This window comes from Limnohabitans sp. YIMB22184, from assembly GCF_048020265.1.
Taxonomy (GTDB): domain Bacteria; phylum Pseudomonadota; class Gammaproteobacteria; order Burkholderiales; family Burkholderiaceae_C; genus Limnohabitans_A.
The window spans coordinates 404,838-422,138 of the sequence record NZ_CP171843.1; the positions used below are offsets into that span (position 1 = coordinate 404,838).

General features: G+C 61.6%; 17 protein-coding genes. 4 read left to right on the plus strand and 13 right to left on the minus strand.

Going from position 1 to position 17,301, the window contains the following annotated elements; translation table 11 throughout:
- Positions 1-12: 12 nt before the first annotated feature.
- The 4 genes from ACHEXL_RS01880 to ACHEXL_RS01895 are packed head-to-tail and all read right to left on the minus strand — an operon-like array spanning position 13 to position 2,905.
- On the minus strand, positions 13-1,197 hold the full coding sequence (locus tag ACHEXL_RS01880) for a vWA domain-containing protein (protein ID WP_416560369.1): 1,185 nt from the start codon (positions 1,195-1,197) through the stop codon (positions 13-15).
- Complete coding sequence (locus tag ACHEXL_RS01885) at positions 1,191-1,820, minus strand: GNAT family N-acetyltransferase (RefSeq protein ID WP_416560370.1); 630 nt, start codon at positions 1,818-1,820, stop codon at positions 1,191-1,193. The genes ACHEXL_RS01880 and ACHEXL_RS01885 overlap by 7 nt, the downstream gene beginning before the upstream one ends.
- Complete coding sequence (locus ACHEXL_RS01890) at positions 1,817-2,053, minus strand: hypothetical protein (RefSeq protein ID WP_291923851.1); 237 nt, start codon at positions 2,051-2,053, stop codon at positions 1,817-1,819. The genes ACHEXL_RS01885 and ACHEXL_RS01890 overlap by 4 nt, the downstream gene beginning before the upstream one ends.
- Positions 2,054-2,062: 9 nt before the next feature.
- A complete protein-coding gene (locus ACHEXL_RS01895) occupies positions 2,063-2,905 on the minus strand; it encodes an AAA family ATPase (protein ID WP_416560371.1) in 843 nt (280 codons plus the stop codon).
- A gap of 106 nt (positions 2,906-3,011) precedes the next feature.
- Between ACHEXL_RS01895 and ACHEXL_RS01900 the strand changes: the two genes are divergently transcribed.
- Positions 3,012-3,671, plus strand: coding sequence for a c-type cytochrome (locus ACHEXL_RS01900; protein WP_416560372.1), 660 nt, complete (start codon positions 3,012-3,014; stop codon positions 3,669-3,671).
- 122 nt (positions 3,672-3,793) lie between these two features.
- On the opposite strand, the gene grxD is transcribed toward ACHEXL_RS01900, so the two are convergent.
- From grxD to hemA, 4 genes are all read right to left on the minus strand, one after another.
- Complete coding sequence (gene grxD / locus ACHEXL_RS01905) at positions 3,794-4,117, minus strand: Grx4 family monothiol glutaredoxin (RefSeq protein WP_108427560.1); 324 nt, start codon at positions 4,115-4,117, stop codon at positions 3,794-3,796.
- A 39-nt stretch (positions 4,118-4,156) separates the two neighbouring features.
- On the minus strand, positions 4,157-5,032 hold the full coding sequence (prmC, locus tag ACHEXL_RS01910) for a peptide chain release factor N(5)-glutamine methyltransferase (protein ID WP_416560373.1): 876 nt from the start codon (positions 5,030-5,032) through the stop codon (positions 4,157-4,159).
- Complete coding sequence (gene prfA, locus ACHEXL_RS01915) at positions 5,032-6,120, minus strand: peptide chain release factor 1 (protein ID WP_416560374.1); 1,089 nt, start codon at positions 6,118-6,120, stop codon at positions 5,032-5,034. Before prfA ends, prmC begins: the two co-directional genes overlap by 1 nt.
- A 103-nt stretch (positions 6,121-6,223) precedes the next feature.
- Positions 6,224-7,495: a glutamyl-tRNA reductase gene (hemA, locus tag ACHEXL_RS01920; protein WP_416560375.1), complete on the minus strand. Its 1,272-nt coding sequence runs from the start codon at positions 7,493-7,495 to the stop codon at positions 6,224-6,226.
- A 137-nt stretch (positions 7,496-7,632) separates the two neighbouring features.
- On the opposite strand from hemA, the gene ACHEXL_RS01925 reads away from it, so the two are divergent.
- Together ACHEXL_RS01925 and ACHEXL_RS01930 are read left to right on the plus strand one after the other, a co-directional pair.
- Complete coding sequence (locus ACHEXL_RS01925) at positions 7,633-7,908, plus strand: hypothetical protein (RefSeq protein ID WP_416560376.1); 276 nt, start codon at positions 7,633-7,635, stop codon at positions 7,906-7,908.
- A 46-nt stretch (positions 7,909-7,954) separates the two neighbouring features.
- Positions 7,955-8,107: a hypothetical protein gene (locus ACHEXL_RS01930; protein ID WP_416560377.1), complete on the plus strand. Its 153-nt coding sequence runs from the start codon at positions 7,955-7,957 to the stop codon at positions 8,105-8,107.
- Here ACHEXL_RS01930 and ugpQ read toward each other — a convergent pair.
- The 5 genes from ugpQ to ugpB all read right to left on the minus strand — a co-directional run bounded on the left by ugpQ (position 8,094) and on the right by ugpB (position 13,103).
- On the minus strand, positions 8,094-8,831 hold the full coding sequence (ugpQ, locus tag ACHEXL_RS01935; protein WP_416560378.1) for a glycerophosphodiester phosphodiesterase: 738 nt from the start codon (positions 8,829-8,831) through the stop codon (positions 8,094-8,096). The genes ACHEXL_RS01930 and ugpQ overlap by 14 nt on opposite strands.
- Before the next feature lie 8 nt (positions 8,832-8,839).
- Positions 8,840-9,859, minus strand: a complete 1,020-nt coding sequence (locus tag ACHEXL_RS01940) for a sn-glycerol-3-phosphate import ATP-binding protein UgpC (RefSeq protein ID WP_416560379.1) — start codon at positions 9,857-9,859, stop codon at positions 8,840-8,842.
- A 59-nt stretch (positions 9,860-9,918) separates the two neighbouring features.
- Entirely contained in the window at positions 9,919-10,773 is an 855-nt protein-coding gene (gene ugpE / locus ACHEXL_RS01945; RefSeq protein WP_416560380.1) for a sn-glycerol-3-phosphate ABC transporter permease UgpE, read from the minus strand.
- 34 nt (positions 10,774-10,807) lie between these two features.
- Positions 10,808-11,689 carry a sn-glycerol-3-phosphate ABC transporter permease UgpA gene (gene ugpA, locus ACHEXL_RS01950; protein ID WP_416560381.1) on the minus strand — a complete coding sequence of 294 codons (882 nt, stop codon included), beginning with the start codon at positions 11,687-11,689 and terminating at the stop codon, positions 10,808-10,810.
- A gap of 109 nt (positions 11,690-11,798) precedes the next feature.
- A complete protein-coding gene (ugpB, locus tag ACHEXL_RS01955) occupies positions 11,799-13,103 on the minus strand; it encodes a sn-glycerol-3-phosphate ABC transporter substrate-binding protein UgpB (RefSeq protein ID WP_291923829.1) in 1,305 nt (434 codons plus the stop codon).
- 281 nt (positions 13,104-13,384) lie between these two features.
- Between ugpB and ACHEXL_RS01960 the strand changes: the two genes are divergently transcribed.
- A complete protein-coding gene (locus ACHEXL_RS01960; RefSeq protein WP_416560382.1) occupies positions 13,385-17,263 on the plus strand; it encodes a DUF3683 domain-containing protein in 3,879 nt (1,292 codons plus the stop codon).
- The last annotated feature ends 38 nt before the right edge of the window (positions 17,264-17,301 follow it).

Consider the following 17,301-nt stretch of genomic DNA (forward strand, 5'->3'; position numbering starts at 1 on the left):
AGCGCCTGCCACTCACTTGCTCAACAGACGCATCGCATCCTCCAGCCCTTTGAGGGTCAGCGGGAACATGCGGTTGCTCATCAGCTGCTGAATGATCGAGATGCTTTGGCGGTATTGCCACACGCCTTGCGGCTCGGGGTTGATCCAGGCGAATTTGGGGAAGGTGTGCGTCAGCCGCTGCAGCCACTCGGCCCCGGCTTCCTCGTTGTTGTATTCGACGCTGCCGCCTTTTTGCAGGATTTCATAGGGGCTCATGGTGGCGTCCCCGATGAATATCAGCTTGTAGTCCTTGTTGTACTTGCGCAAGATGTCCCAGGTCGGGAACTTCTCGGCGTAGCGGCGCTTGTTGTTCTTCCACATGAAGTCATAGACGCAGTTGTGGAAGTAATAAAAGTCCAGGTGCTTGAACTCGGCCTTGACCGCCGAAAACATTTCCTCAACCCGTGCAATGTGCTCGTCCATGGTACCGCCCACGTCCATAAGCAGCAGCACTTTCACGTTGTTGTGGCGCTCCGGGCGCATCAGGATGTCCAGGTAGCCGGCGTTGGCCGCGGTTTTGCGGATGGTGCCGTCCAGGTCCAGCTCTTCTTGCGAACCTTCCCGCGCAAAGCGGCGCAGGCGGCGCAGCGCCACCTTGATGTTGCGTGTACCCAGCTCCTGGCTGTCGTCGTAGTCCTTGTAAGCGCGTTGGTCCCAGACCTTGACGGCGCTCTTGTTGCCGCCCTTGCCGCCAATGCGGATACCCTGCGGGTTGTAGCCGCCGTTGCCAAACGGCGAGGTGCCGCCCGTGCCAATCCACTTGTTGCCACCTTCGTGGCGTTCTTTTTGCTCCTCGAGGCGCTTTTTGAGCGTCTCCATCAGTTCGTCCCAGCCCATCTTCTCGATGGCGGCTTTTTGCTCGGGCGTGAGCTCTTTTTGCAGGATTTTTTCCAGCCACTCTAGCGGGACTTCCTTGGTGAAGTCGGTCAGCATCTCCACGCCCTTGAAGTAAGCGCCGAAAGCCTTGTCGAACTTGTCGAAGTGCTTTTCGTCCTTGACCATCACCGTGCGTGCCAGGTGATAAAAGTCGTCGATGCTGCAGGCGTCTGACGCAGGGCCCACCACATTGGCCTGCAGGGCTTCGAGCAGCGTCAGATATTCGCGCACGGAGACCGGCAGTTTGGCGGCACGCAGGGTGTAGAAGAAGTCGATCAGCATGCGCTGGGCTCCTGGGGTCTGGCGCGGCTCAACTGGAAGTCGAGGTGGACGCGCACATTGGGCCATTCGTTGGCAATGATGCTGTACACGCAGGTGTCCCGCAGGTTGCCCACGGCCATCGGGTGCGGGTTGATCTGGTGGCTGCGCAGCACACCGTCGAGTTTGGCACCGAGGCGCTCGATGGCGCGGCGGCTGGCGTGATTGAAGAAGTGCGTGCGAAATTCCACCGCGATGCAGTTCAAGTGCTCAAAGGCATGGGCCAGCAGCAAGCGCTTGGCTTGGGTATTGAGCGGGGTGCGCTGCACGCTGTGGCGGTACCAGGTGGAGCCGATCTCGACGCGGCGGTGGCTTGCATCGATGTTCATGTAGGTGGTCATGCCCACGGCGCGGCCCGATGCGGGGGCGATCACGGCAAAGGGGCACATGCTGCCTGCAGCCTGCAAATTCAGACGGCGCTCGATTTCAGCTGCCATGCCTTCGGGTGATGGAATGGCCGTGTACCAAAGTTGCCAAAGTTCGCCATCTCGCACAGCATCAAGCAGGTCGTCGTGGTGTGCCATCGACAGTGGCTCCAGGCGCACGTGTTGGCCTGACAGCGTGGTGGGCGCGATCCAGTGGCTCATGTGGGCTCGTCTGTGTCTTTGGCTTTTTGTCGGGCACGCCAGAAGCGGGCCAGGTGCAGGCCTGCGCCACCACCCAGACCGACCAGCAAGATGCCGCCCATGCTGGCGCTGTCATAACCCGCGCTGAAGATGTTCCAGCCGAGAAATTGGCCTGCCCAATAACCCGCCAAAGAGCCGCCCACGAAACCGACCGCGTCGGAAATGCCTTCCACAAAGGGGTTGGGTGAGGACATGGCCGTGGCTCAGCGGTTGCGCTGGTTCATGAAGACCAGCTTTTCAAACAAGGTCACGTCCTGCTCGTTCTTGAGCAGGGCACCCACCAGGGGCGGCACCGAGACCTTCTGGTCAGCGCTTTGCAGGGCTTCGAGCGGGATGTCTTCGGCCACCAGCAATTTCAGCCAGTCCAGCAGTTCGCTGGTGGAGGGCTTTTTCTTCAGACCGGGCAGGCCGCGCACGTCGTAAAAGGTCTTGAGAGCCAGAGCCAGCAGGTCTTTCTTGAGTGTCGGGAAGTGCACATCCACGATCTGGCGCATGGTGTCCGCTTCGGGGAACTTGATGTAGTGGAAAAAGCAGCGGCGCAGGAAGGCATCGGGCAGCTCTTTTTCGTTGTTGGAAGTGATGAACACCAGTGGGCGGGTTTTGGCCTTGATCAGCTGGCGCGTCTCGTAGCAATAAAACTCCATGCGGTCGATTTCGCGCAGCAGGTCGTTCGGGAATTCGATGTCGGCCTTGTCGATCTCGTCGATCAGGATGGCCACAGGCGTTTCGGAGGTGAAGGCCTGCCAGAGGACGCCCTTGATGATGTAGTTCTCGATGTCCTTGACCTTTTCGTCGCCCAGTTGGCTGTCGCGCAGACGGCTCACGGCATCGTATTCGTACAGGCCTTGCTGGGCTTTGGTGGTCGACTTGATGTGCCACTGCAGCAGCGGCAGGCCCAAAGCTTGAGAGACTTCCTCGGCCAGCATGGTCTTGCCGGTGCCGGGCTCGCCTTTTACCAAAAGGGGGCGTTTGAGGGTGATGGCGGCATTGACGGCCAGCATCAGATCCTGCGTGGCGACGTAGTTTTCGGTACCTTGAAATTTCATGGCGGACAGTTCTCAAAAACAGGAATGAAGCTTGTCAGGATTATGAGGGCCAGCCCGATATAATCAGCAGTTGATTTTTATCAATCATTTGGATTGTGTAAGCAAAATGAACAAGCTGTTGACCTCGATGTTTGCCTTGGCTGTCGCCTCTGTGACCGCTGTTTCCGTTCAAGCCCAGGAAGTCAAGGGTGACGCCAAAGCCGCTGAGCAAAAGATTGCCATGTGCATCGGCTGCCACGGTATCAAGGGCTACCAAGCCAGCTTTCCCGAGGTGTATCGCGTGCCCATGATTTCGGGTCAAAACGCCAAATACATCGTGTCGGCCCTCAATGCCTACAAAAAAGGCGAGCGCAAGCACCCCACCATGCGCGGCATCGCCGACAGCCTGAGCGAGCAGGACATGGCCGATCTGGGGGCTTACTACGAGCTGCATGGCAAGACAGAGCCGGTGTCCGCTGCCCCCAAGACGCCCGATGCCAAAGTGGCTGCCTTGCTGCAAAAGGGCGCTTGCATCTCCTGCCATGGCGACAATTTCGCCAAGCCTGTAGACCCCAGCTACCCCAAGATTGCAGGACAGCACAAAGACTTCCTGTTTGTCGCGCTCAAGTCTTACAAAGTGGAAAACCAGTCGACCTGGGGCCGCAACAATGGCGTCATGGGTGGCATTGCCAAACAATTTACCAATGCCGAACTCAAGGCCATGGCCAACTACATTGGTTCCTTGGAAGGCGACATGAAAGTGGTGCCTCAGTCCAAGTTCCGCTGAACCCGGTCCAGCCCCAAGCAAAAAGCCAGTCTGACGACTGGCTTTTTTCATGGTGGCGGGCCGATTTTACGGCCCACGGTGATGCCCTGGTGGCTGAATGGCTCGGCCCCCAAAGGTCCGTTTCAGGCCTGGCCGTTGATGACCTGTTGCAACTCGCCCGACTCGTACATGTCCATCATGATGTCCGAGCCGCCAATGAATTCGCCCTTGATGTAGAGCTGGGGAATGGTGGGCCAGTTGCTGTATTCCTTGATGCCTTGGCGGATTTCGGCATCGTCCAACACGTTCACGGTCTTGACCGTCTTGGGGTCGACGCCACAGGCCTTCAGGATCTGGATGGCGCGGCCGGAAAAACCGCACATCGGGAAGCTGGCGCTGCCCTTCATGAACAGGGTGATGTCGTTGCCTTTGACGAGTTCGTCGATGCGTTGCTGGGTATCGCTCATGGTCTTTCCTCCAAATGGGGCCGTTTCGAATGGGATGAATTATCCCTCTGAATGCCAACACCCTCCGGTGCAGCGTTGTATTCCCGCCAGATCCTGACGCGATTGCACCTGGGTAAAACCTGCAGCGTTCAGCAAGGCTTGTACCGCGGCAGCCTGGTCCCAGCCATGCTCGAGCAGTAGCCAGCCGCCCGGGGCCAGATAGGCCGGGGCCTGGGCGATGATGCGGCGGATGTCTTCCAGGCCGTCCGCGCCACTGGTCAGGGCGCTCAAAGGTTCGTGGGTCAGGGCGGCCAGGTGCGGGTCGTTTTCGGCCACATAGGGCGGGTTGGAGACGATGAGGTCAAAACGGCCCGTGCGCTGAACATCTACATCGCTCAGCCAGTCGCTGGCGATGAATTGCACGCCCAGCCGCAAGCGGGCGGCATTGGCGCGGGCCACGGCCAGGGCGTCTTCGCTGGCGTCCACGGCCCACACCGTGGCTTCGGGCCGGGCGTGTTGCAGTGCCAAGGCCACCGCGCCACTGCCGGTGCCCAGGTCCAGAATGTGGAGCGAGCCTTTTGAGGCAGAGGATGCAGGCGCGGATTCAGGCAGGCAAGCGAAAGCCCACTCCACCAGGGTTTCGGTGTCGGGGCGCGGGTCCAGCACACGGGCGTCCACGGCCAGTGTCAGCCCAAAAAAATCTTTGTGCCCGGTGATGTAGGCCACGGGTTCGCCACCCAGGCGGCGTTGCTGGGCGTCTTTCCAGGTGGCTGTTTGCGCTGCAGTCAAGGTGTCGCCATCATGGGCCAGCAGCCAGGCGCGGTCGTGCAGCGGGCGCTGCAGGCTGTGCAGCAGCAAGATCTGCGCGTCCACCCGGGCCAATCCATGGGTTTGGGCTTGGCGCAGGCACTCGGCCACGGTAACGGCTGTGGGCATCAGGCGGTGGCTCCGATTTCCAGTGCGGCCAGCTGCTCGGCAGCTTCGTAGCTTTGCAAGGCATGGACCACGTCTTGCAGGTCGCCTTCCATGATGGTGAGCAGCTTGTACAAAGTCAGGTTGATGCGGTGGTCGGTCAGGCGCCCCTGCGGAAAGTTGTAGGTGCGGATGCGGTCCGAGCGGTCGCCGCTGCCGATCAGGCTCTTGCGTTCGGCCGCGTCCTTGGCGGCGCGCTCGGCCCGGTCTTTTTCCTGGATGCGGGCCGTCAGCACCTTGAGGGCTTGCGCCTTGTTGCTGTGCTGGCTGCGGCCGTCCTGGCATTCGGCCACGATGCCGGTGGGCAAGTGAGTGATGCGCACGGCCGAGTCGGTTTTGTTGATGTGCTGACCGCCCGCACCGCTGGCGCGGAAGGTGTCGATGCGCAGGTCCGACGGGTTGATCTTGATCGCCTCGGCTTCGTCCGGCTCGGCCAGCACCGCCACGGTGCAGGCGCTGGTGTGGATGCGGCCTTGGGTTTCGGTGGCGGGCACGCGCTGCACCCGGTGACCGCCCGACTCGAACTTGAGCGCGCCATACACCTGGTCGCCCTCGATGCGCACCACGACTTCCTTGTAGCCGCCAAGCTCACTCACCGATTCCGAGACGATCTCGCACCGCCAGCCCTGGCTTTCGGCATAGCGTGTGTACATGCGCAGCAAATCGGCGGCAAACAGGGCCGACTCGTCACCGCCAGTGCCGGCGCGGATTTCGACAAACGCCGGGCGTGCGTCGTCCGGGTCTTTGGGCAGCAGCATGCGCTGCAACTCCGCTTCCAGTGTTTGCAGCTCGGCGCTGGCGCTGGCCACTTCTTCTTCGGCCATCTCGCGCAGGTCGGCATCGTCCAGCATGGCTTGCGCGGCGGCCAGATCGGCGCTGCGCTGCTGAAAGCGGGCAAAGCGCGAGGCCACGGCGCTGACTTCGGCATGTTCCCGCGAGAGCTTCAGGAACTGCGTCATGTCGGCCATGATGTCTTCGCGGGACAGCAAAAAGTCCAGCTCGGTCAGCCGCAGCGCATATCGTTCGAGTTGCTGGATGAGAAAGGGTTTCATGCGACCAAATTTTTGTAGATCGGAGCGTCAGCGCCGACGGGCAGTGCACGCAGGTGCGCCGGGATTTTGTCGGCGCTCAAGCGCCGACCTACAAGTTCAGTCGCTAACGCTCTTTGCGCAAGAAAACGCGCTGCACGGTGTGCATGGTTTGCTCGCGGTGTTCCGGGTCTGCGCCGCGCAATTCGGCCAAAGCGCCATGCAGCATTTTTTGCGTCAGACCTTTGGACAGGGCCTCCATCACGGCGATCGGGTCGTCGCCCCGGGCCAGCAGCTTGCGGGCACGGCCCAGCTCGGCTTCGCGCCAGGCATCGGCCTGGGTTTGCAGTTGCTGAATCAGCGGGACGGTGTCACGCTGGCCCAGCCAGTGGTTGAAACTTTGCACCCCGGCATCGATGATGATTTCGGCCTCGGCCACAGCGGCCTGGCGATGCGCCTGGCCCGCCTGCACCACGCTGGCCAGGTCATCCACGGTGTAGAGGTAGACGTCTTCGAGCGACTTGACTTCCGGCTCGATGTCACGCGGCACGGCCAGGTCGACCATGAACATGGGGCGGTATTTGCGTTTTTTCAGGGCCCGCTCGACCGCACCTAAGCCGATCAGCGGCAAGGTGCTGGCGGTGCAGCTGATGACCGCATCGAACTCGTGCAGGCGCTCGGGCAAATCGGCCAGGCGCATGACTTCGGCCCCGAAACGGTTGGCCAGCAGTTCGCCCCGGTCCAGGCTGCGGTTGGCGATGGCCATGGCCTTGGGCTGTTTGGCTGCAAAGTGGGTGGCTACCAACTCGATCATTTCCCCCGCACCAACAAACAGCACGCGGATGTCCTTGAGGTCTTCGAACAACTGGCTGGCCAGTCGCACCGAAGCAGCGGCCATGCTGATCGAGTGGGCACCGATTTCGGTGGCGCTGCGCACCTCTTTGGCCACGGCAAAACTGCGCTGGAACAATTGGTTCAGGGTGCTGCCCAATGCGCCCGCCTGCTCTGCAGCCCGCACGGCGTCCTTGAGTTGGCCCAGAATTTGGGCTTCGCCGAGCACCATGGAGTCGAGACCGCTGGCCACGCGAAAGGCGTGGCGAGCCGCTTCATTGCCTTCCAGCAAGTAAGTGTGGGCGTGCAATTCGGAGGCGCTCACCCCGCCGGTTTGGGCCAGCCAGCGCAGGGTGTCGTTGGTGGCGGCCTGGTCGGCAGCGCAATAGATTTCGGTGCGGTTGCAGGTCGACAGGATGGCGGCTTCAGGTTCTTGCGAAATCCGGTCGGCCAGATCGCGCCGCAGGCCTTGCAGGGTGGGCACCAGTTTGTCCACGGCGAACGCAAACCGACCGCGCAGATCCAGCGGCGCAGTCGTGTGGTTCAAACCCAGGGTCCAGACAGCCATAAAGGTCATTATAGGCACGACGTGTCAACTTTGCTTGACACAATGCGTGGACCTGGAGCTTGACGAGACTTTCAAGGCACAATTTGCCGGGTTTGGACTGCCACACGGGCAGGGTCACCCGAAGACATCGAGGTTTCATGACGTTTGGCTTGTTGGTGCTGCACCTGTGGGGTTTTGTGTTGCCCGCCTTGGCCATGGCCCTTTTCATGCCTTGGGCCGGTCGCTGGATGATGGGCGCCGGTCCGAGGCCAATGCGCCGCCATATGGCGGTCCAAGCGGTGGGCGGCGTACTGGTGTTGGTCGCCGGTTTATGGCTGCATGGCCAGGACGGGAAGATGAGCACCTACATTGCCTTGGTGCTTGTGGCCGCCACGCTCGAATGGCTGATGCACCGGGGCTGGGCCTGTCGCTGAACAATAGTGCTTTGGCCGCAGATTTTGGCGATGAGTTTCCCGGTAGATGGCACGCATGGCCATGCAGCCGCTGCCCGAGAGCATTCCGCAGGCCGCTCAGTGCTTCAAGCCGGGCAAGGTGGGGGGGCTGGACAGGCGTTTTTGGGCGGCGGTGGTTCAGAAATCGGGCGCCAAGCTCGATGGATTCAATCCGGGCTGAACAGGTCCACCCGGTCGGTGATGATGCCGTCGGTGCCGAGCGCCAGCAGGTGTTGGACGGCCCAGTCGTCGTTGACGGTGTAGCTCAGGCATTTGAGTCCTGCCACATGCACACGGGCCACGGTGGTGGCGTCCCACAGCGCGTAGTTGGCCACCACGGCCACCGCATCGAGCGCCAAAGCTTTCTCCAGCCAGCCTTGCCACAGCGTGTCGACCAGCAGGCCGCGGGGCAGCTCGGGCGCTGCTTGCTGTGCGGCGGCCAAGGCTTCGGGTTTGAACGAGGTCAAGAGCGGCGGCACTTCGGCCCCCGCCCACAGCCGGGCGGCCAGACGCGCCACGGCTTCGCCTGTGGCCGCTTCGGTGCCCGGTGTGGGTTTGATCTCGATGTTCAGCAGGTAGCGGTTGGCCAGGCAAAACCGTGCCAGCGCCTCGAGCGTGGGCAAGGCTTCGCCCGCAAAGCGGCGTGAATGCCAGCTGCCCGCGTCGAGTTGCGACAAGGCTTGCCAGAGCAGGTCGCCACCGATGCCTTGGCCATTGGTGGTGCGCTCCAGCGTGGCGTCGTGCATCAAGAACACCACACCGTCGGCACTGAGCTTGGCGTCGCACTCGAACATGCGGTAACCGTGTTCGGCCCCCATGCGGAAGGCGGCCAGGGTGTTTTCTGGGGCCAGCTTGCCTGCGCCCCGGTGGGCGATCCAGCGCGGGTAGGGCCAGTGTGGGGACATGGGCATGTTCAGGCGATGCGTTTTTGGGTTTGCGCGTCAAACCAGTGCAGGCGGTCGGCGCGGGGCGTGGCGTGAAAGCTTTGGCCCGCTTGCGGCGGCACCACCGATTCGTCCAGCCGCAGCGTCAGGATTTCATCGCCCAGCCGGGCGTGCACCAGGCGCTCGGCACCCAGCAGTTCCACCGTGTCGGCGGTCAAGGTCCAGCCCCCTTCGCCCGGCGTGGGCGTGATGTCCAGGTGCTCGGGCCGGATGCCCAGGATGTGTCCGGCTGGTGTGCCCGGTGCGCGCTTGAGCAGGTTCATGGGCGGTGAGCCGATGAAGCTGGCCACAAAGGTGCTGGCCGGGCGGTTGTAGACCTCTTCGGGCGTGCCGAACTGCTCCATGTGGCCACCGTTCATGACGATCATGCGTTGGGCCAGGGTCATGGCTTCCACCTGGTCGTGCGTCACAAACAGGCTGGTGATGCCGAGTTCGCGGTGCAGTTTTTGAATCTCCAGACGGGTCTGGGCGCGCAGCTTGGCGTCGAGGTTGGACAGCGGCTCGTCAAACAAAAACACCTGCGGCTGGCGCACGATGGCCCGGCCCATGGCCACGCGCTGGCGCTGGCCACCGGACAGTTCGCGGGGTTTGCGTTGCAGCAGCTGGCTCAACTCGAGGATGCCCGCCGCCTTGTCTACGCGTGCCTTGATTTCTTCAATCGGTCGTTTGGCGATCTTCAGGCCATAGGCCATGTTGTCGAACACGCTCATGTGCGGGTAGAGCGCGTAGTTCTGGAACACCATGGCGATGTCGCGCTCGGCGGGCTCCAGGTCGTTCACCACCCGTTCGCCAATCGAGATGGTGCCGCCCGAGATGTCTTCGAGGCCCGCCACCATGCGCAGCAGGGTGGACTTGCCACAGCCCGAGGGCCCGACGATGACCACGAATTCGCCATCGGCAATGCTGGCGTTCAGGTCGTGGATGACGGTGTTGGCCTTGGCGCCCGCGCCATAGGTTTTGAGGATGTGAGAGAGGGTAATGGCAGCCATAAATTCTTTGATCAGACGAGGACAGAGCGCCGCTTCGCAGCGGTCTGTCCCCGGCGTATTTATTTCTCCGTGTCTACAAGGCCCTTGACGAACCATTTTTGCATCAGGATCACGACCAGCGCCGGGGGCAGCATGGCCAGGATGGCGGCGGCCATGACCACGTTCCACTCGGTCCAGGACTCACCAGAAATCAGGCGCTTGATGCCCAGCACCACCGGGTACATGTCTTCGCTGGTGGTCACCAGCAGCGGCCACAGGTACTGGTTCCAGCCGTAGATGAACTGGATGACAAACAGCGCCGCGATGTTGGTGGCCGACAAGGGCAGCAACACGTCTTTGAAAAAGCGCATCGGCCCAGCCCCGTCCATGCGGGCGGCCTCGACCAGCTCGTCGGGGATGGTCAGGAAAAACTGCCGGAACAAAAAGGTGGCCGTGGCCGAGGCGATCAGGGGCACCGTCAGGCCCGCAAAACTGTTGAGCAGGCCCAGGCCCGCCACCACTTCGTAAGTGGGGCTGATCCGCACTTCGACCGGCAGCATCAGGGTGACAAAAATCATCCAGAACACCAGGTTGCGCAGCGGGAAGCGGAAATACACGATGGCAAAGGCCGACAACAGCGAGATCGCGATCTTGCCAATGGCGATGCCCAAGGCGCTGATCAGGCTCATCTGCATCATGGGCCACATGGCGGGCAGGGGGCTGCCTTGCGAATTGGGGCCGCCAAACAGGGTCAGGCGGTAGGTCTCCCAAAAGTGGCTGCCCGGCAACAGCGACATGGGTACGCTCTGGTTGATCTGCTGGGCGGTTTGGGTGGAGCCGATGAAAGTCAGGTACAGCGGAAAGGCCACGATGGCCACACCGATGAGCAAAATGACATGCCGCAAAATTTGCAGACCGGGGCGTCGTTCGATCATGACAGCCCTCCCAAGGGAATGTGTGGGTGCAACATCAGTACTGCACTTTCTTCTCGACAAATTTGAACTGCAAGACCGTGAGCGAGACCACGATCACCATCAGCACCACCGACTGCGCGGCTGAACTGCCCATGTCCAGCGCCTTGAAGCCGTCGTAATACACCTTGTAGACCAAAATGGCCGTGTCCTTGCCGGGGCCGCCGTGCGTGGTCGCGTCCACGATGGCGAAGGTGTCAAAGAAGGCGTAGACGATGTTGATCACTAGCAAAAAGAAGGTGGTAGGCGACAGGAGCGGGAATACGATGGTCCAAAAGCGCTTCCAGGGGCTGGCCCCGTCGATGGCCGCCGCCTCGATGAGCGATTTGGGAATGGACTGCAGCCCAGCCAGAAAGAACAGGAAGTTGTAGGAAATCTGCTTCCAGACCGCCGCCATCACGATCAGCGCCATGGCATGGTTGGGGTTGAGCAGGTGGTTCCAGTCGATGCCCACGGCCCTGAGCGCGTAACCAACCACGCCCATGGGCGAGGCGAACATGAACAGCCACAGCACGCCTGTCACCACCGGGGCCACCGCATAGGGCCAGATCAGCAGGGTTTTGTACAGGCCCGCGCCGCGCCCAACCCGGTCGGCCATCACGGCCAGCAGCAGCGACACCGACAGGCCAGTCACCGCCACCAGAAGGGAAAACACGGCGGTGGTTTTGAACGAGTCCAGGTAGCCGCTGTCGTTCCACAGGCGAGAAAAGTTCTCCAAGCCCACAAATTCACGCGAGGCGCCAAAGGCATCTTCCTGCAGCACGCTTTGGTACAGCGCTTGCCCGGCGGGCCAGAAAAAGAAGACCAGCACGATGCTCAGCTGTGGCGCAATCAGCAGCCAGGGCAGCCAGCGGGATTTGAAACGGACGCGTTTTTCCATAGGTTCTTTGCAAAGCCGGGGTGTGAAGTCTCACGCCAAAATGCACAAAAGCAGAGGCGCTGCCCCTGCTTTTTAAAAGGCCCGCCGCTTCAGAGGGCGGCCAGGCACATCACTTGTTGGCTTTTTCGAAGCGTTCGAGCTGTTCGTTGCCCCGCTTGATGGCGATGTCCAGGGCCTCTTTGGGCTGCTTTTTGCCGCTCCATACGCCTTCGAGTTCCTCGTCAATGATGGTGCGGATTTGCACAAAGTTGCCCAGGCGCACGCCGCGTGACTTGTCGGTGGTTTTTCGGATCATCTGCGTCACCGACACATCGGTGCCAGGGTTCTTTTTGTAGAAACCCGACTTCTCGGTCACTTCAAACGAAGACTTGGTCACGGGCAGGTAGCCGGTGCGCTGGTGGCTGGCGGCGGCCACGCTGTCTTTGGACAGGTGGGCGAAGAATTGCGCCACGCCTTTGTACTCAGGGGCTTTCTTGCCGCTCATGACCCACAGGCTCGCGCCACCGATCACGGTGTTTTGTGGGGCACCGTTCACATCGGGGTAGTAGGGCAGGGTGCCGATGCCGTAGCCGAATTTGCCGTTGCGCACCACGCTGCCATAGAGCGCCGAGGAACCGGTGGCCATGGCGCATTCGCCCGACACAAAGGTGGCGTCGGCCGCGTTGCCACGGCCTTTGTAGACAAACAGGCCCTGTTTGGCCATGTTGGCCAGGTTTTCAATGTGGCGCACGTGCAGCGGGGTGTTGAAGGACAGGCGGGCGTCCATGCCGCGCATGCCGTTGCCCTTGGTGGCGAATTCGGTGTTGTGCCAGGCCGAGAAGCTTTCGAGCTGCGTCCAGCTGATCCAGCTCGTGGTGAAGGGGCACTTGTGGCCGCTGGCTTTGAGCTTGGCGGCGGCCAGCGCCACTTCAGGCCAGGTGGTCGGCGGCTTTTCGGCGTCCAGGCCAGCGGCCTTGAAGGCGTCCTTGTTGTAGTGGAAGACCGGGGTGGAGCTGTTGAAAGGGAAGCTCAGCATTTGGCCATTGGGGGCGGTGTAGTAACCGGCCACGGCAGGCACATAGGCGTTTTGGTCGAACTTGAGGCCTGCGTCCTGCATGACCTTGCCCACGGGCACGATGGCGCCCTTGCTGGCCATCATGGTGGCGGTGCCCACTTCAAACACCTGCAGGATGTGGGGCGCATTGCCCGCCCGGTAGGCGGCGATGGCGGCGGTCATGGACTCGTCGTAGCTGCCCTTGAAGGTGGGCACGATTTTGTAGTCTTTCTGGCTGGCGTTGAAGTCCTTGGCGAGGTCGTTGACCCATTCGCCCAGGGCACCCCCCATGGAGTGCCACCACTGGATTTCGGTTTGGGCCTGGGCCGACAAGCTGGCCAGGCCCAGGGTCAGGGCGGACAGGGTGAGTTTGAGTTTCATGGCAGTTCCTGAAAAATTGGCTTTGAACGCGGAAAACGACCCTTCGAAAGGTCATGGATGCACGTGGACTGTGCCTTTTGAAGATGACAGAAGTATTAAAACGGGGTGAATAAGGGGTGACAACCCGGACTTTCCATGAGTGCAGACCCTTGGGAGACAGGTGTCCCCACCCCCGGCGCGTGATTGTTGCACTGCGGTAACATTCAGCATCAGCCGGGTTGACGCCTTTGTCCTGGTCTGGCTGAACGCGTTTTGACCAACGCATGTGACCGCGCCACCCCATGAATGCACCCACCACGCTCCAACATTTGATGCAGGCCGACGCCGATGCGCCGCGTCTGCGCGAGATCCCTTACAACTACACCAGCTTTTCTGACCGTGAAATCGTGGTGCGCTTGCTGGGGGAGCCCGCCTGGGATCTGTTGAACCAGCTGCGCCAGGAGCGCGGCACAGGCCGCTCGGCCCGCATGCTGTACGAAGTGCTGGGCGACATCTGGGTGGTCGAGCGCAACCCCTATTTGCAGGACGACCTGCTGGACAACCCCGCCCGCCGCAAACTGCTGGTCGAGGCCTTGCACCACCGCCTGGGCGAGGTGCAAAAGCGCCGCACCCCGAGTGTGGACGCCGCCCGTGACGCCCTGGTGGGCCAGCTGCTCGCCATGGCCACCCAGGCCGTGACGCAGTTCAGCGAACGCTTCACCCGCATGGCCAAACTGCGCAGCCAGGTGCAAAAGACCCTGGGGCGCCTGACGGCCAAGGACAACATCAAGTTCGATGGCCTCTCGCGTGTCAGCCACGTGACCGACGCGACCGACTGGCGCGTGGAATACCCCTTTGTGGTGCTGACGCCCGATACCGAGACCGAGATGGCGGGGCTGGTCAAGGGTTGTATCGATCTGGGCCTGACCATCGTGCCCCGTGGCGGCGGCACGGGCTACACGGGCGGCGCGATCCCGCTGACCTGGAAGAGCGCGGTCATCAACACCGAAAAGCTCGAAGCCATGACCGAGGTCGAAATGGTCGACCTGCCCGGTATCGCGCACAAGATCCCGACCATCTGGACCGAAGCGGGTGTGGTGACCCAGCGCGTGGCCGATGCGGCCGAGCGTGGCGGTTTTGTCTTTGCGGTGGACCCGACGTCTGCCGAAGCCTCCTGCATTGGCGGCAACATCGCCATGAATGCGGGTGGCAAAAAAGCGGTGCTGTGGGGCACGGCGCTCGACAACCTGGCCAGCTGGCGCATGGTCACGCCCGACGCCGAATGGCTGGATGTGGTGCGCATGGACCACAACATGGGCAAGATCCACGACGCCGAAGTCGCCACTTTTGAGCTGCGCTACTTCAAAGCCGACGGCAAAACCCCGATCCGCACCGAAACCCTGGTGATCCCGGGCAAAACCTTCCGTAAGGAAGGCCTGGGCAAGGACGTGACAGACAAGTTCTTGAGCGGCCTGCCCGGCGTGCAAAAAGAAGGCTGCGATGGTCTCATCACCAGCGCCCGCTGGGTGGTGCACCGCATGCCAACCCACACCCGTACCGTGTGCCTGGAGTTCTTTGGCCATGCCCGCAACGCCGTGCCGAGCATCGTCGAGATCAAAGACTTCATGTTCGCCGAGCAAAAGCGCACCGGCACCGTGATGGCTGGCTTGGAGCACCTGGACGACCGTTACCTGCGCGCGGTGGGTTACTCCACCAAATCCAAGCGTGGCGGCTTCCCCAAAATGGTGCTGATCGGCGACATCGCGGGTGACAACGCCGACGACGTGGCCAAAGCGACGTCGGAAATCGTGCGCATCGCCAACTCGCGCAGCGGCGAAGGCTTCATCGCCATCAGCCCTGAGGCGCGCAAGAAGTTCTGGCTCGACCGCAAAAAGACCGCGGCCATCTCGCGCCACACCAACGCCTTCAAGGTCAACGAAGACGTGGTGATCCCTTTGCCGCGCATGGCCGAATACACCGATGGCATCGAGCGCATCAACATCGAGCTCTCCCTGCGCAACAAGCTCAAGCTCTGCCGCGAACTGGAAGATTTTCTGGAAAAGGGCAACTTGCCCCTGGGCAAACAGGACGACGCCAACGAGATCGCTTCGGCCGAATTGCTCGAAGACCGCGTGGCGCAAGCCCTGGCGGTGGTGCGCGAGGTGCAGGCGCAGTGGCAAGGCTGGTTGACCGATGTCGATGCCTTGTTCCCCCAGCTGCAAGACCACACCCTGCGCGCCAGCTGGAAGACGCAAATCCGCCCGGCTTTCCAGAACATCTTCTCCGGCTCGGCCTTTTTGCCAATCCTGAACGAGGTCAATGCCATTCACCAGCGCGTGCTCAAAGGCCGCGTGTGGGTGGCGCTGCACATGCACGCCGGTGACGGCAATGTGCACACCAACATCCCGGTCAACTCCGACAACTACGAGATGCTGCAAACCGCGCACGAGGCGGTAGCCCGCATCATGGTGCTGGCCCGCAGCCTGGACGGGGTGATCTCGGGCGAGCACGGCATTGGCATCACCAAGCTGGAGTTTTTGACCGACGCCGAGCTGGCCAATTTCACCGCCTACAAGGCCAAGGTGGACCCGCAAGGCCGCTTCAACAAGGGCAAGCTGCTGCGCGGCGCGGCCCTCACGGGTCTGGGCGACGATGTGCACGCCGCCGACCTGACGCACGCCTACACCCCCAGCTTTGGCTTGATGGGCCATGAGTCGCTGATCATGCAGCAGTCGGACATTGGCGAGATTGCCGCCAGCGTGAAAGACTGCTTGCGCTGCGGCAAGTGCAAGCCGGTGTGCTCCACCCACGTGCCACGTGCCAATTTGCTGTACAGCCCACGCAACAAGATTTTGGCGACCTCCTTGCTGGTTGAGGCCTTTTTGTACGAAGAGCAGACCCGCCGGGGCATCTCGGTCAAACACTGGCAAGAGTTTGAAGACGTGGCCGACCACTGCACCGTGTGCCACAAGTGCCTGACGCCTTGTCCGGTGAACATCGATTTTGGCGATGTGTCGATGAACATGCGCAACCTGTTGCGCAAGATGGGGCAAAAGAGCTTCCGCCCCGGCAATGCTGCGGCCATGTTCATGTTGAATGCCACCAACCCCGAAACCATCAAGCTGGCACGCGCTGCCATGGTGGGCGTGGGCATGAAGGCCCAGCGCTTTGTGGCCGGTTTGCTCAAGGGCGTGGCCCGCAAGCAAACCAGCGCACCACCCGCCACCGTGGGTGCCGCGCCCATCAAAGAGCAGGTGATTCACTTCATCAACAAAAAGATGCCGGGTAACCTGCCCAAGAAGACGGCACGCGCGCTGCTGGACATCGAAGACAACGACTACGTGCCCATCATCCGCAACCCGAAGGCCACCACTTCGGAGTCGGAAGCGGTGTTTTACTTCCCCGGTTGCGGCTCCGAGCGCCTCTTCAGCCAGGTGGGCCTGGCCACGCAGGCCATGCTCTGGCATGTGGGCGTGCAGACCGTGTTGCCACCGGGCTACCTGTGCTGTGGCTACCCGCAAAAGGGTTCGGGGCAGTTCGACAAGGCCGAGAAGATCATCACCGACAACCGCGTGCTGTTCCACCGCGTGGCCAACACGCTCAACTACCTGGATATCAAGACGGTGGTGGTGAGCTGCGGCACCTGCTACGACCAGCTGCAGGGCTACCAGTTCGACAAGATCTTCCCCGGCTGCCGCATCATCGACATCCACGAGTTCTTGCTGGAAAAAGGCATGAAGCTCGACGCGGGCGGGGCCTATCTGTACCACGACCCTTGCCACAGCCCGATGAAACAGCAAGACCCGATGAAAACCGTCAAGGGTTTGCTGGGCGACCAGGTGCTCAAGTCTGACCGCTGCTGCGGCGAATCGGGCACTTTGGGGGTTACCCGTCCGGACATCTCCACGCAGGTGCGTTTCCGCAAGGAAGAAGAGCTGCTCAAGGGCGAGGCCGCCTTGCGTGCCAGCGGCGCTTTGGCCCCGCAAGCCAACGTCAAAGTGCTGACCAGTTGCCCCAGCTGCCTGCAGGGCCTGTCTCGGTATGGCGACGACATGAAAAACGGCCTGCTCGAAGCCGACTACATCGTGGTCGAAATGGCCAAACACATCCTGGGTGAAGCCTGGATGCCCGAGTACGTGAGCGCCGCCAATGCGGGCGGCATTGAGCGCGTGCTGGTCTAAGCCTGCACATCCCGACAGCAAGATTTCGAAAGCAAAAG

Bases quoted from the DNA above. Each gene is read 5' to 3' on its own strand.
- ACHEXL_RS01880 (WP_416560369.1), bottom strand. From the start codon at position 1,197: ATGCTGATCGACTTCTTCTACACCCTGCGTGCCGCCAAACTGCCGGTC.
- ACHEXL_RS01885 (WP_416560370.1), bottom strand. From the start codon at position 1,820: ATGAGCCACTGGATCGCGCCCACCACGCTGTCAGGCCAACACGTGCGC.
- ACHEXL_RS01890 (WP_291923851.1), bottom strand. From the start codon at position 2,053: ATGTCCTCACCCAACCCCTTTGTGGAAGGCATTTCCGACGCGGTCGGT.
- ACHEXL_RS01895 (WP_416560371.1), bottom strand. From the start codon at position 2,905: ATGAAATTTCAAGGTACCGAAAACTACGTCGCCACGCAGGATCTGATG.
- ACHEXL_RS01900 (WP_416560372.1), top strand. From the start codon at position 3,012: ATGAACAAGCTGTTGACCTCGATGTTTGCCTTGGCTGTCGCCTCTGTG.
- grxD (WP_108427560.1), bottom strand. From the start codon at position 4,117: ATGAGCGATACCCAGCAACGCATCGACGAACTCGTCAAAGGCAACGAC.
- prmC (WP_416560373.1), bottom strand. From the start codon at position 5,032: ATGCCCACAGCCGTTACCGTGGCCGAGTGCCTGCGCCAAGCCCAAACC.
- prfA (WP_416560374.1), bottom strand. From the start codon at position 6,120: ATGAAACCCTTTCTCATCCAGCAACTCGAACGATATGCGCTGCGGCTG.
- hemA (WP_416560375.1), bottom strand. From the start codon at position 7,495: ATGGCTGTCTGGACCCTGGGTTTGAACCACACGACTGCGCCGCTGGAT.
- ACHEXL_RS01925 (WP_416560376.1), top strand. From the start codon at position 7,633: ATGACGTTTGGCTTGTTGGTGCTGCACCTGTGGGGTTTTGTGTTGCCC.
- ACHEXL_RS01930 (WP_416560377.1), top strand. From the start codon at position 7,955: ATGGCACGCATGGCCATGCAGCCGCTGCCCGAGAGCATTCCGCAGGCC.
- ugpQ (WP_416560378.1), bottom strand. From the start codon at position 8,831: ATGTCCCCACACTGGCCCTACCCGCGCTGGATCGCCCACCGGGGCGCA.
- ACHEXL_RS01940 (WP_416560379.1), bottom strand. From the start codon at position 9,859: ATGGCTGCCATTACCCTCTCTCACATCCTCAAAACCTATGGCGCGGGC.
- ugpE (WP_416560380.1), bottom strand. From the start codon at position 10,773: ATGATCGAACGACGCCCCGGTCTGCAAATTTTGCGGCATGTCATTTTG.
- ugpA (WP_416560381.1), bottom strand. From the start codon at position 11,689: ATGGAAAAACGCGTCCGTTTCAAATCCCGCTGGCTGCCCTGGCTGCTG.
- ugpB (WP_291923829.1), bottom strand. From the start codon at position 13,103: ATGAAACTCAAACTCACCCTGTCCGCCCTGACCCTGGGCCTGGCCAGC.
- ACHEXL_RS01960 (WP_416560382.1), top strand. From the start codon at position 13,385: ATGAATGCACCCACCACGCTCCAACATTTGATGCAGGCCGACGCCGAT.